This window comes from Acinetobacter sp. IK31, from assembly GCF_035615195.1.
Classification (GTDB): Bacteria; Pseudomonadota; Gammaproteobacteria; order Pseudomonadales; family Moraxellaceae; genus Acinetobacter; species Acinetobacter calcoaceticus_C.
This window is the reverse complement of the sequence record NZ_JANBOB010000030.1, coordinates 104,752-118,256: the sequence shown is the minus strand read 5'-3', so window position 1 is coordinate 118,256 and position 13,505 is coordinate 104,752. Positions and strand designations below refer to the sequence as shown.

The following is a 13,505-nucleotide window of genomic DNA, read 5'->3' as shown; positions in this document are numbered from 1 at the left end:
ACATTGTATTATAGCGAAGTTCTTTAGTTAATAGCGGAAAATAACTATTCATATAATAAATGTGGTTATTCAGAAATATAGGGTTGAGAAATACATAAATTCACCGCATATTAGTCATAATCTATTATAAAATATGGTCATTCAAGAGAGGAAGGAGCTTTCAATGCCACGTAAAAAAGAGGTCGTTAGTGGGAATTTCGTTAAATACGATGCGGTAGTTCTCGGTTCTGGACCTGCAGGTGAAGGCGCGGCAATGAAGCTTGCAAAAGCGGGTAAGCGTGTTGCAATTGTAGATGTGCGTGATCAACTTGGTGGTAACTGTGCCCACGTAGGGACGATTCCAAGTAAAGCATTACGTCAAACAGTTTCTAGTATTATTCGCTATCAACGCGATCCAATGTTTCAAAAAGTAGGTGAATGGAAACAGTTCACCATGAAACAAGTTTTGCGTAATGCCCATAAAGTGATTCAACAACAAGTTGATACACATACACGCTTTTATGATCGTAACAAGATCGGTGTCTTCCACGGGCGTGCATATATTCAAGATAAAAATACAGTTTTAGTTTTCAGTCATGAAGGCATTAAAGAAACGATTATCTGTAAACAGGTTGTGATTGCGACAGGTAGCCGTCCTTATCATCCACAAGGTCTTGATTTTGACCATCCTCGCGTATTCGATTCAGATAAAATTCTTGATCTTGATTACTCAATTCAAAAAATCATCATTTATGGCGCTGGTGTTATTGGCTGTGAATATGCCTCAATCTTTATTGGTTTAGATCATAAAGTTGACTTGATTAACACACAGCAAAAACTATTAAGCTATTTAGATGATGAAATTGCTGATGCTTTGTCTTATCACTTACGCGAACAAGGTGTATTGATTCGCCACAATGAACAAATGGACCATCTTGAAACATTTGATGATCACGTTGTTCTACATTTACAAAGTGGTAAAAAGATTAAAGCCGATGCGATTCTTTGGTGTAATGGTCGTTCAGGTAATACAGAAGGCTTAGGTCTTGAGAACGTTGGATTAGTTCCAAACAACCGTGGTCAACTTTCAGTAAATGATCAATACCAGACTGAAGTTGAAAACATTTATGCCGCAGGTGACGTTATTGGTTGGCCTTCATTAGCTTCGGCTGCTTATGACCAAGGGCGCTGTGCTGGCGCAAACATGAGTGGTGAAGATGCTAAACCAGTACGAGACATCCCAACGGGTATTTATACCATTCCGGAAATCTCATCAATTGGTAAAAATGAACAGGAATTAACGGAAGAGAAAATTCCGTATGAAGTGGGTCAAGCTTCTTTCCGCCATTTAGCTCGTGCACAAATTACGGGTGATACAGTGGGTGAGTTAAAGATTCTTTTCCATCGTGACACTATGGAAATTTTAGGTATTCACTGTTTCGGTAATAACGCTGCTGAAATTATCCACATTGGGCAAGCAGTTATGCACAGCCCAAACAATACCTTGAAATATTTTGTTGAAACGACATTTAACTATCCAACAATGGCTGAAGCATATCGCGTAGCTGCGCTCAACGGTATGAATCGCTTGTTTTGATTTTAAATAAGTTTTTAAGAAAAAAGCCCGAAGACTAAATTTTCGGGCTTTTTTCTTTTCATTAGATCATACGATTTTTATATTTTTATGACAGTTTTAAAGATTTATTTATATACTTTATATCTTAGTGAGCACAAAACGCTTGGTTGAAATATTCAAATAAATCAGGTGTCTGTTTCCATAAAATGATGGAGAGAACCAAAAAACTGCTTATTAGTGCAATCATAATTGTTTTCAAAAGTAAGGCATTATGCGTCATGGATAACAGCCTCCTCATTCACAAAGAAATGTACGATTACCCCTAGTATACTTAAGGCTATAGAACATAACCAAATCGCATTGTAATTACCTGTTAAGTCATGGTTAACGCCACCAAGCCAGCCACCAAAGAAAGAACCGACTTGATGGGTGAAAAACACAATACCACTCAGCATCGATAGATATTTTACCCCAAACATATTTGCCACAATGCCGTTTGTAAGGGGAACTGTAGAGAGCCATAAAAGGCCCATAATGACGCCAAAAGCATATACCGTATAAGTGCTTAACGGTAATAATAAAAAAGCAATGATCGCGATGCCTCGGCTACCGTAAAGCGCCATTAATAATTTAGGTTTTGAGAAGCGGTCGCCTAACCAACCCGCGCCATAGGTTCCCACAATATTGAATAGGCCAATTAAAGCGAGGAATACAGTACCAGTAGTTGCATCAAATCCATGATCAATTAAATAGCCGGGTAAATGCACGCCCAAGAAGACGACTTGGAATCCACACACTAAAAAGCCTAAAGCTAACCACCAGAAGGGCTTATGTTTTCTGGCAATGTTAAGCACTTGTTTAAATGTGAGCTGAGGCTGTGCAATTGCTTTTGGCGTTTGATTGCTGGGCCCTTTTAACATCCACGCTAGCGGAATAATAAGAGCAATTAACAGCGCACTCACCATTAAGGCTGCTGACCATCCGACATTTTTGAGTAAGAGAAGGGTAGATGGCAGCATAATAAACTGACCAAAAGACCCAGCTGCACTTGCAATCCCCATTGCCATACTTCTTTTTTCTGGTGGAGCAGCTCGACCTACTGCACTCAGTAAAACCGTAAAAGAGGTTGCTGATAAAGCTAAACCAATAATTAGCCCTAGACTTAAATTTAAGATTAATACGTTTGAACTAAAGGCCATTAAGAGTAGGCCAAGGGTATAAAGGAGTCCACCAACCGCGACCACAATTTTACTGCCATATTTGTCAGCAATTGCGCCTGTAAAAGGTTGAACGACTCCCCAGATCAGGTTTTGCATGGCAATCGCGAGACTAAAAACATGTTGGCCCCAGCCAAATTCGTGGCTCATCGGTACGAGATAAAGTCCAAAACCATGCCTAACGCCTAAAGAAAGTGCCAAAATAATTGCACTTCCAATCAACATATAAATGAGGGGCTGGGAAAAGTGATTGCCAGTTTTAGTCATGATTAATGGAAAATTATAATAATGTGAGCATTTATTGTAGAAGATATATCGAGTAATATCGATATGTCTGGAAAGAATATTTAAGAAGAATTAAAAAGTTCGTAAGGGTTATATTTTATGATGAGAAAATTAAAGAAGCAGAAATCATTTTGATCTCTGCTTCTTATAAGAATTAAGCTGCGGAATTACGTTCAAGTAATGCTTGTTCAAAAAGAACTTGTTCCTTTTCTTTATGTTCGGTTGTGAAGCGAATTAAAATTACGCTACAGCCTGCGACCATAACCAGCCCCCCTAAAATAAACAAGCAAGTTTGAACATCAAGCAAGCCTTTAAGTAGGAAACCTGCTGCGACGGCACCAACATTGCCACCTGCACCAATAATTCCTGCCACACCACCTAATGCATTACGATCAATAAATGGTACGAGTGCGTAAGTTGCTCCACACGCCATATGTGTAAAGAGTGCAAAAATAGTCATCGAGATAATTGCGAGTGCAACGGCATTCATTTGTGAGAAGAGTATTAAGAATAAACCCTCACCTACAATCATAAGTACAAGTACCTTCGTGCGACCATCTAATCCTTTCTTGAGTGCAACTTTATCGGAAATGATACCGCCAAGAGCACGAGCAAATAATGCCAGTAGACCAAAGATTCCTGCAGTTAACCCAGCCGTTTTTAAATCCATTTTAAACTGATCAACATAGTACATTGCTGCAACGTTATGGATAAAAATCTCAATACCGAAACTTGCACCATATGCCAGAAATAAAATCCAGACACGATAGTTACGAGCGGCTTGCATTAAAATGGCCGTACCGCCTTTTTTACCACTACCAACCTCAATACCTTGTGCACGAACTTCTTTAAAGTTTCCTTGAGGGCAATCTTGAGTTAATTTCCAGTAAAGAATGCCAACAATAACCATCATTACACCAGGTACGATTAGTGCCACGCGCCATCCCATGGTTTGTTCAACACCAAACATCACAATTGCACCGAGCAATAAAGGCATTAAGGCTTGTGTTGCACCACCGCCAGCATTTCCCCAACCAGCTGAAGCTGCGTTTGCTGTACCGACTATATTAGGAGCAAACATTACACTTGTATGGTATTGAGTAATTACGAAGCTTGCACCAATAGCACCGATAAGTAAGCGAAAGAACAGAAAAGATTCATAACTATTGGCAGCAGCTACACCAAATACGGGAATACTGCCAACTAACAGGAGAGTGGTGTATGTAATACGTGGGCCATATTTGTCGCAGAGTGGTCCGACAATAAGCCGAACTAAAATCGTAATAGCAACGGCAGCAATATTAATATTGGCAATTTGATCTTTTGTTAATCCAAACTCACCTTTAATAACGGGCATTAATGGTGCACACGCAAACCATGCGAAGAAACAAACAAAGAAAGCGAGCCATGTCATGTGGAAGGCACGCATTGCTGGAGTTGAAAAACTGAATAATTTAATTTCAGTTGCTTTTTTTGCATCTAGATTTACATTTGAAGACATACGCCGTCCCCCTGAACTGAACGAAATTTTAATTTGCATGGCAATTTATTGCCTATCTGCAGACCGATCAGAGCGGACATCGTTGGCCGTCTTGGTGTATTCATTGAATCAACATTGATTCATCATGCAATGAATAAAGCAAAGGGCGTGCCAAAAAATGAATTTTACTAAAAAGGAAAAATTACTTTCTAATTTTATTGAGTTAGTTTGTGAATATAAAATAATAAAAAAAGATCACGAAAAATGGAGGAGTAGTAATCAGAGAGTAAGAAGGTTGGTTTATCTATAGTTTTTATAAAAAATGCTCATTTTTTTAGCATTTTGATTTAAAAAGAAGCAATTTCTAGGTGGAGTAAAGTGAAAGAAAGCTATAAAAACGTGCATAAGTTTTTATAGCTTTATATCTAGCTGAGTTTAGAAGCGGTAACCAATACCGGCGTAACCTAGAATTGGGTTAATTTCGATATCCGCTTTTGCATTGATTAATTCACCATACTTGGCGTCGTTGACTGTAATGGTCGTATCTGTTTTCAAATGGGCATAAGAGACAGAGCCAACGGCATACCATTTGTCATTAAAGTCGTAAGTAAAGCCTGCGGTCGCAACAGGTGCAATTGCATCAGATGCTTCCAGTTCTACTTTAGGGTCACCAGTGCTAGTTTTTCTTTCTAAAGCAGCTCCAGCTTTACCATCTTTAATATTTACGATCATATGACCAGCATTGACTAAGTCTTTCTCAATCGCTGGGTTCATTTCTAATTCGCTAAAATAGGCATACATCACACCTAGGCCTACATAAGGTCTAAATTTATTTACGCCAGTTTTGCCAAAATGGTATTGAAATTCAAATGCTGGTGTCCAGGCGCGTGCTGAAGCAGCACTGCCATGTCCTTCAAGGTCTGTAATGAAAAGATTATTATTAAGCTCCATAGAACCAGCAATTCCTCCCGCTGGTTTAGCGGTAGCTGAAAAAGGAGCATAAATTTTACCTTTACCCTGTAGATCAACTTTAGGGGGAATACCAGCTTTTAACTCCAATGAAAAGTTATCTGTAAAAAAGTAATTGCTCATGAGTCCTAAAGTCGTAACATCATCCGCCTCTAAGCCCGTATTCTCGGCCTCCCATTGACTCAAACCTCGAACTTCAGCTGTTCCGCTTAACCAAGATGGAATTTTATCGGCACCTAATCCACCAAGAGTGTCAATAAGTTTTTCAAGCACAATATTACTATTATCATCTGAAATATTGTCCTGAATAGTTTTGATTTTAATATCTCCAACCTTGGATTTCTCATTCTCTTTAACAGAAGTATTAATTCTGAAAGGTTGAGCTTTTCCTGTAGGCTTGACATATAAGGGACCAGCAGAGACTGAAAAACGTTTGAAGCCATCACCATCTTTTAAGCTAAAATATGGAGAGGCGGCGGAGGTGACTGTTGGCAGAGCAAAAAAGGCAGCTGTCATACAAAATAATGACTTTTTCATCATAAATGGACTCCATGTCCGGCATTTGTTTACTGATTTTTATTGAGCCAACCATACCGCGTTTTATTAAAATGATTGTTTATTAAAAATTAATAATTGTAATTTTTTTGAAATAATTGTTTATATTTGGCAATATTTGTTAATTAAAAATACATAATAAATAATAAAAGGCTACATAAAGTAGCCTTTTATTAAATGTAATTAAATGATTAGTTGAAGCGAGATAAGTCTTCTTCAGGGCGCGCAGTTAAAACTTCAATGCCCGTTTGAGTCACTAAAATAGTATGTTCATATTGAGCTGAAAGTTTATGGTCTTTCGTTACAACAGTCCATTTGTCGCCTAATAGTTTAGTTTGCCATACGCCCGCATTTACCATAGGTTCAATGGTAAAAGTCATACCTGCTTCCAGACGCATTCCTGTACCAGCTTGACCATAATGTAATACTTGAGGCTCATCATGGAAAACAGTTCCAATACCGTGACCACAATATTCACGCACTACACTAAAACGTTCTGACTCTACATATTTTTGGATTGCGTGGCCGATATCACCTAAATATGAACCATCTCTAACTGTTGCCATCCCCCGATACATTGCTTCTTGAGCAACTTTACATAGACGATTAGCCAAAATAGAAGTTTCGCCACCGACGACATACATCATGTTTGTATCGCCGTGATAGCCATCTTTAATAACAGTTACGTCAATATTAAGAATATCGCCATTTTTTAAAGTTTTATTTTCAGAAGGAATACCATGACAGACAACATGGTTAACCGAAGTACAAATAGAGTGCTGAAAAGCAGGGCGCCCAGGAGCTCCACCATAGCCGACACAGGCAGGAATAGCATGTTGCACATTTTCAATGTGATTACGGCAAATAGTATCAAGTTCAAGTGTACTTACACCTGCCTTAATATGGGGCTTGATCATCTCTAGAACTTCAGCCGCCAGTCGTCCTGCAATGCGCATTTTTTCAATTTCATCTGGAGTTTTAATTAATCGACGTGGAGCTGTATAAGTACTGTTCATGATCTCTAAAAACTTTTGGTAATTTACAAGTGTCTATGGTATAAATAGCCGCCCATTTTATCAAATGCTTTTCGTGAATATCTTTTACGAACAATTTTGATAGATGGGGTAAAAATCCGCACATATATCGTCACATTACTCTGGGTGCCTGTAAAAGGGTGGAGAATGCGGATATATGGAGGCCTAACCCAAACTTTAAGGTATAGAAAATGGCAGATTACAACGTAAGTATGCGTGACCTTCTTCAAGCTGGCGCGCACTTTGGTCACCAAACACGTTTCTGGAACCCAAAAATGCGTCAATACATTTTTGGCGCGCGCAACAAAATTCACATCATCAACCTTGAGCATACTGTTCCTGCGTTAAATGATGCTTTGAACTTCGCTAACCAATTAGCAAGCAAAAAGAACAAAGTTTTGTTCGTTGGTACAAAACGTGCTGCTTCTAACATCATCCGTGAACAAGCACAACGTGCGGGTCAACCATATGTTGATCACCGTTGGTTAGGTGGTATGTTGACGAACTGGAAAACTCTTCGCCAATCTATCAACCGTTTAAAAGATCTTCAAACTCAATCTCAAGATGGTACTTTTGCTAAGCTTACTAAACGTGAAGCTTTAGAGCGTACTCGTGAGATGGAAAAACTTGAACGTGCTTTAGGCGGCGTTAAAAACATGGGTGGTTTACCTGACGCATTATTCGTAATTGACGTGGATCACGAATCAATTGCGATTAAAGAAGCTAAAAACCTTGGTATTCCAGTAATCGGTATCGTTGATACAAACTCTAACCCAGACAACGTAGACTACGTTATTCCTGGTAATGACGATGCAATCCGTGCGGTTACACTTTATGCTTCTGCTATGGCTGATGCGATTCTTGCTGGTAAAGAATATGCTCAATCACAAGCAAATGCACAAGCTAAAGGCGAAGAAGCTGCTAAAGAAGCTCCAGAGGCTTAATGCGTTTTGACGCAGGCTTGTCATTTTTGCGACATGTAATGGTGGCAAATTAAGCGTCGAGAGTGCAAACGGCCCAGAGTTTCTTTGGGCCGTTTTTGTTGAAAAGATTTATTTTTCTACCGTATTTAGGAGAACAACATGACTGCAGTTACTGCGAGCATGGTAAAAGAATTACGTGACCGTACTGGTCTTGCAATGATGGAATGCAAAAAAGCATTAACAGAATCTAATGGTGATGTTGAATTAGCGATTGATAACCTTCGTAAATCAGGTCAAGCAAAAGCTGCTAAAAAAGCAGGTAACATTGCTGCTGACGGTGCAATCACAATCGTTCAAGAAGGCAATAAAGCGATTCTTTTAGAAGTAAACTGTCAAACTGACTTCGTTGCTAAAGACGAAAACTTTGCTGGTTTCTCTGCTAAAGTTGCTGCTGCTGCACTTGCTGCAAATGAAACTGATGCGGCTAAAATTGCTGAATTGAAACTTGAAGATGGTGCTACTGTTGAAGAAGCACGTATTGCTCTTGTTCAAAAAATCGGTGAAAACATCCAAGTTCGTCGCGCGAAAATCGTTGAAGGCGAAAGCTTGGCTATCTACAAACACGGTTTAAAAATCGGTGTTGTAGTTTCTTATACAGGTGATGCTGATACTGGTAAAGGTATTGCAATGCACGTTGCTGCATTCAACCCAGTTGCTGTAAATGCTGAAGCTGTTCCTGCTGACCTTATCGCTAAAGAAAAAGAAATTGCTGAAGCGAAAGCGTTAGAATCTGGCAAACCAGCTAATATAGTTGAAAAAATGGTAACTGGTTCTGTTGATAAATATTTGAACGAAGTTGCTCTTGATCGTCAAATGTACGTAATCGACAACGACAAAAAAGTTGCTGATGTATTAAAAGCAACTGGTACTACTGTTGTTAACTTCGTACGTTTCGAAGTTGGTGAAGGTATCGAGAAGAAAGTAGAACTTAGCTTCGCTGAAGAAGTTGCTGCTGCTCAAGCTGCTGCGAAGTAATTCGTATCACGATAAAAAAAGCCCCTTTGGGGCTTTTTTTATCTCAACTAAAATGAGGGTATATAATGATAAATAAAAAAAATCTTAGTATTGGTGGTGTCATTATTTTATTGATCGCTGCATATTTTGGTCTGGATTTATCTGGGCATAAGCAGAATCAATCGCCATTATCAACCATACCCGAAGCTCAGCATACTGAAACTACACTATCAAGTAATGATAAGTTCGACACAATAAAAGCTGCTTATGAGCAGAGACAAAGTAATGTTCAAGTGCAGGGAAGTGGTCGAGTAAAAGCAATTTTAAGAGATGATAATGATGGGTCGAGACACCAGAAAATTATTCTTGTTTTAAAAAATGGTCTTTCAATTTTAGTCGCGCATAATATTGATTTAGCAACTAAAATCCCTAATTTGAAAAAAGGTGACGTGGTAGAGTTTTATGGCGAATATGAATATAACCCTAAAGGTGGTGTATTACACTGGACGCATCGTGATCCACAAAATCGTCATGAAAGCGGTTGGCTTAAACATGATGGGAAAATCTATCAATAAAGCCGAATAAACGAATAAAAATATTGTTCTTTATAGAGCAATTTTATTCTATTCAGTTTCTTAAAACATGCTATGGTTTTTTTATTGAATAGATGAGACGTATTTATGCAGCGGGAGCAAGCCGATTATCTGCATGTGCGGGAGCTGGGCGGTTTAGAGTTACTAAAAGCACATTATCACCAAACACAATTTTCGAAGCATACTCATGAAGGGTATTGTATCGGTGTGATTGAAGAGGGCGCACAGTCTTTTTTTAGGACGGGCCAGCTACATGTAGCTCCCAAAGGCGATATTATTTTAGTAAATGCGGATGAGATTCATACGGGCTCATCTGCTGTTGAGTCGGGTTGGCGATATCGGGCGATTTACCCCACACCTGAAATGTTGGCAGAAGTCAGCCAAGATTTTTTTGAAAATTCACGTGGGGCACCATGGTTTCCTCAAGCTGTGATTCGTGACTTAGGTTTGGCCCAACAACTTTGTTTACTTTTTGATTTATTAGAACAAAAAGATAATTTCTTGTTAAAAGAAACAATGTATTTGTCTACTTTAGCCTGTCTAATGAAACGACATGGTAAATCAAATCACACTTTTTGTGAGTTACCAGAGGCATATTCCAAAATATTAAAAGTTAAAGAATTACTAGTAGAGATGCCTGAAACGAATTTTTCTTTGCAAGATCTGGCTAACATGGTGGGATTGAGCGCATGGCATTTCTTAAGACAATTTAAAAAATATGTGGGCTTGCCACCTCATGCATGGCTTGTGCAAGCACGCTTACAAAAAGCAAGGCAATTATTAAAACAGGGTAACCAAATTGCAATGGTGGCACAGCAATGTGGCTTTTCTGATCAAAGCCATTTCAATCGGCACTTTAAAAAAGCTATGGGGGTGACACCAACTCAATATGTAGCTAGTCTAAATAACTAAATTATTAAAAAATTATTTACAGCAATTTTATTCAATATAAGTCGGCCTTCATCAAGCATGTTGTAGAGATGCTTCTTATATTGGATTTTATATATGAATATTCAGCTTAATCAGACGGTTGGGTTTCCAAAAAATAAGCCATCTTATCTCTTTTTACGTGGCGCAATGGATATTTTACCATTGTCAATTTCTGTCATTCCATGGGCAATTTTAGCAGGCTCTATGGCAATTCATGCAGGTTTATCTTTTTATAAAGCACTTGCGATGTCAGGAATTATCTTTGCTGGAGCAGCTCAATTAGTTAGTTTAAGCATGGTAATGGAAGGCGCATCCGCTTTTACAATTTATGTGACTATTTTCTTTTTAACGGCTCAGCATTTTATTTATGCATTAACTTTAAGAAATGACATTTCTATTTTGCCTCTTTCGAAACGGTTAAGTTTGGGCTTTTTATTAACAGATGAATTATTTGCGGTGTGTGCATCTGGTGAAAAAAGGCAGCCAGAATATTTGTTGGGTGCAGGTCTATCTTTTTATTTATTCTGGGTAGTGTTTAGCTTGGTAGGTATACTTTTGGCAACAGTGATTCCTAATTTATTAAATTATCATTTAGATTTTTCAATTGTGGCTATTTTTATTGCCATGATAGTGCCGTTATGTAAGGGGTTGCCAGTAGTCGCTGGTATTTTAGTGACTTGTTTAAGCGGGTTTTTCTTTAAATTTTATCAAGTTGAAGGGGCGATTTTACTTTCAGGGTTAATAGGGATGTTGGTTGCTGTGTTAACTGAAAAAATAGGTAAGGAGCAGTAATATGTCTTGGTTTGTGATTTTAGGCTTGGCAGCAATCGTTTTTTTTAATCGTTACTATTTTTTAGAACCGAATGTTAAAGTTAAACTGCCCCTTGTTATGAATAAAATGCTTAATTATTCTGCGCCTTGTTTGTTAACAGCAATTTGTATTCCAGTTGTTTTCTTTGATGGCGATAATTTAAAGGGAATTGTAGATAATCCTTATATTTATGCAGCAATCTTTTGTCTTGTGATTTCCATTTATTTAAAAAGAGTACTTTTAAGTGTTATCGCTAGTTTGGTTTTTTTCTATTTTATAAATTTTCTAATAAATTAGTAAAATGTAAAAAGCTGAATCGAGATGATCCAGCTTTAATTTAACGATTAGGAAAGAGCGTGTTTTTGTCTGCTTTTCCATTTAGGTAAGACTTTTCCTAGATAGGCATCCATGCACCAAACCGGTCCAATCAGTAGAAATTGTAAGTCTTTAAAGAAAGATGGTTTTTTGCCTTCGATTTTATGTCCATAAAACTGTCCGACCCAAGCAACCACAAAAATAGCGATATAAAATCCTACTCCTACAGGTAGGGTGTAAATGAGCCACGCCATAACGACCAGTAAAGCAGCCATTGCAACAGCAAGTACAAGATCTAAACGTGCATAAAATACTAAAGTGAGTACAAGTAATAGAGCGGTAAGTAAAGTGCTGAAATGGGCAATGATTCCAATAATAGAAAATAAAATGGCGGGAACGCAGAGCCAGTGAATTTGTTTATTGGTTGGGTTTTGATGGCTTTCGCTATATTCATCAAACCACTCTGTAATGGATTTCATTAATGGCACACTCCTTGTTTTTAGCTTTGATTTATTTTTTCTGAGTATATTTTATCCTGATCTTAAGGTAGGGGACAAGAAACCGATACTATTCAACTATAGAAACTTAGCAATAGGGGCTTTTAAAAGCATGAGAAAAACGTAATGTTTTGGTTGTTGAAAAAGTACTCAATGTAACCTTGAGAACGATGCAATATTTCAGAATATTTTTTATAGGTTGCTAGATGATGAAATCATCAAAAAAAGTGTAATTTTGAGATAGGTGGGAAAATTGTATGAAAAAGCTCTGCTCATCTGCTCTAAAAACGCCATAAATAGCCCTGATTTTAGGAAAATGGTACTGGGGTAGCTTAAATTTAATAAAGTTGATCTAAACGCAATTTAGAAGCGAAATAAGCTTGGATAAAATAAACCTACTTTTTTGTGTAAAAAATATTCAAATTTAAGGTTGGGGAAGGGCTAAAAAAAGAAATTTTTTAACTTAAGTTAGAAATTATTTTTATAGTTTAAAACATAAAAAAAGCCGCAAAAAAAATTGCGGCTTTTTACATGAACTCTAGAGGCTATAACTTATGAAGTTGGACCATCAACACGTTCAATATTTACTTTTGCAGTTCCAGCATTGGTAATGCCAAGACGTTTAGCTGCACCGTATGATAGGTCAAGTACACGATTGCCATGGAAAGGACCACGGTCATTTACTTTTACAACCACACTTTTACCATTGTCTTTGTTGGTTACACGGATGTAACAGTTCAATGGTAGGCTACGGTGAGCAGCAGTGAGAGCATTCATATCGAATGTGTCACCACTTGCTGTTTTGCGTCCATGGAATTGACGACCATACCATGAAGCCATGCCAGTTTGGCTAAACTTACGAACAGTGTTTGAAGCTACTGTGTTAAGTTTTTCAATCACTGAAGGCTCATCTTCAGGGATTTCAATTTTTGCTGCGATCGCTTGACGACGGATTTGATCGCCAGAACGTTCAGTGATTGAAAGACTGTTAATGTTAGAAAAACGAGAATTAAAATTTTGAGTATCTTTACTCAATACACGAGCTGCTAAATTAGAGCCATCTACATCACTATTTAATGATGATGATTGCACCATTTCAGCGTGCAATGGGGCCATGCTTAAACTAGCCGTCAGTGCAAGAACGTATTTCAGCGATAACTGCATTTGTATAAACTCCTGAGAACATGTACTTTTTTCTTTCAGCTATGGGCTGAAATTTAAAGTGAACATGTCTGATTATTCACTTTTGCAATTGCTACATTGGGGTGGATAATATTCATCGCTTACGGAGAGTGTCTAGTCTTTAACGAGAAATCGTTACAAAAAG

13 protein-coding genes are annotated in these 13,505 nt (G+C 38.0%); 7 read left to right on the top strand and 6 right to left on the bottom strand.

What is annotated here, in order from left to right; genetic code table 11:
• Nucleotides 1-163 precede the first annotated feature (163 nt).
• The gene (sthA, locus tag MSG66_RS14050; RefSeq protein ID WP_017387960.1) at nt 164-1,576 is read left to right on the top strand and encodes a Si-specific NAD(P)(+) transhydrogenase; all 1,413 of its coding nucleotides are present in this window, start codon (nt 164-166) and stop codon (nt 1,574-1,576) included.
• A 248-nt stretch (nt 1,577-1,824) separates the two neighbouring features.
• Here sthA and MSG66_RS14045 read toward each other — a convergent pair whose 3' ends face one another.
• The 4 genes from MSG66_RS14045 to map form a co-directional block, all read right to left on the bottom strand.
• Nucleotides 1,825-3,039: an MFS transporter gene (locus MSG66_RS14045; protein WP_324654426.1), complete on the bottom strand. Its 1,215-nt coding sequence runs from the start codon at nt 3,037-3,039 to the stop codon at nt 1,825-1,827.
• Nucleotides 3,040-3,211: 172 nt separating this feature from the next.
• Nucleotides 3,212-4,558: an MFS transporter gene (locus MSG66_RS14040; RefSeq protein ID WP_202741550.1), complete on the bottom strand. Its 1,347-nt coding sequence runs from the start codon at nt 4,556-4,558 to the stop codon at nt 3,212-3,214.
• A gap of 414 nt (nt 4,559-4,972) precedes the next feature.
• Nucleotides 4,973-6,046, bottom strand: a complete 1,074-nt coding sequence (locus MSG66_RS14035) for an OmpW/AlkL family protein (protein WP_324654425.1) — start codon at nt 6,044-6,046, stop codon at nt 4,973-4,975.
• Nucleotides 6,047-6,252: 206 nt separating this feature from the next.
• Nucleotides 6,253-7,077 carry a type I methionyl aminopeptidase gene (gene map / locus MSG66_RS14030; RefSeq protein ID WP_042897223.1) on the bottom strand — a complete coding sequence of 275 codons (825 nt, stop codon included), beginning with the start codon at nt 7,075-7,077 and terminating at the stop codon, nt 6,253-6,255.
• Between the two features lie 209 nt (nt 7,078-7,286).
• Here map and rpsB point away from each other — a divergent pair, with 209 nt between their 5' ends.
• From rpsB to MSG66_RS14000, 6 genes are all read left to right on the top strand, one after another.
• Nucleotides 7,287-8,039: a 30S ribosomal protein S2 gene (gene rpsB / locus MSG66_RS14025; RefSeq protein ID WP_003650626.1), complete on the top strand. Its 753-nt coding sequence runs from the start codon at nt 7,287-7,289 to the stop codon at nt 8,037-8,039.
• Nucleotides 8,040-8,177: 138 nt separating this feature from the next.
• On the top strand, nt 8,178-9,053 hold the full coding sequence (tsf, locus tag MSG66_RS14020) for a translation elongation factor Ts (RefSeq protein ID WP_324654424.1): 876 nt from the start codon (nt 8,178-8,180) through the stop codon (nt 9,051-9,053).
• Nucleotides 9,054-9,118: 65 nt separating this feature from the next.
• A complete protein-coding gene (locus tag MSG66_RS14015) occupies nt 9,119-9,607 on the top strand; it encodes a DUF3465 domain-containing protein (protein WP_324654423.1) in 489 nt (162 codons plus the stop codon).
• A 105-nt stretch (nt 9,608-9,712) separates the two neighbouring features.
• Nucleotides 9,713-10,537 (top strand): AraC family transcriptional regulator, encoded by an 825-nt coding sequence (locus tag MSG66_RS14010; RefSeq protein ID WP_324654422.1) that lies wholly within the window; start codon nt 9,713-9,715, stop codon nt 10,535-10,537.
• A gap of 93 nt (nt 10,538-10,630) precedes the next feature.
• Complete coding sequence (locus MSG66_RS14005; protein WP_133972474.1) at nt 10,631-11,347, top strand: AzlC family ABC transporter permease; 717 nt, start codon at nt 10,631-10,633, stop codon at nt 11,345-11,347.
• A gap of 1 nt (nt 11,348) precedes the next feature.
• Nucleotides 11,349-11,663, top strand: coding sequence for an AzlD domain-containing protein (locus tag MSG66_RS14000; protein ID WP_133972476.1), 315 nt, complete (start codon nt 11,349-11,351; stop codon nt 11,661-11,663).
• Nucleotides 11,664-11,710: 47 nt separating this feature from the next.
• On the opposite strand, the gene MSG66_RS13995 is transcribed toward MSG66_RS14000, so the two are convergent.
• Both MSG66_RS13995 and MSG66_RS13990 read right to left on the bottom strand, forming a co-directional pair.
• Complete coding sequence (locus MSG66_RS13995; protein ID WP_133972478.1) at nt 11,711-12,160, bottom strand: DUF962 domain-containing protein; 450 nt, start codon at nt 12,158-12,160, stop codon at nt 11,711-11,713.
• 570 nt (nt 12,161-12,730) lie between these two features.
• Nucleotides 12,731-13,342 (bottom strand): septal ring lytic transglycosylase RlpA family protein, encoded by a 612-nt coding sequence (locus MSG66_RS13990; RefSeq protein WP_003650639.1) that lies wholly within the window; start codon nt 13,340-13,342, stop codon nt 12,731-12,733.
• Nucleotides 13,343-13,505: the final 163 nt, after the last annotated feature.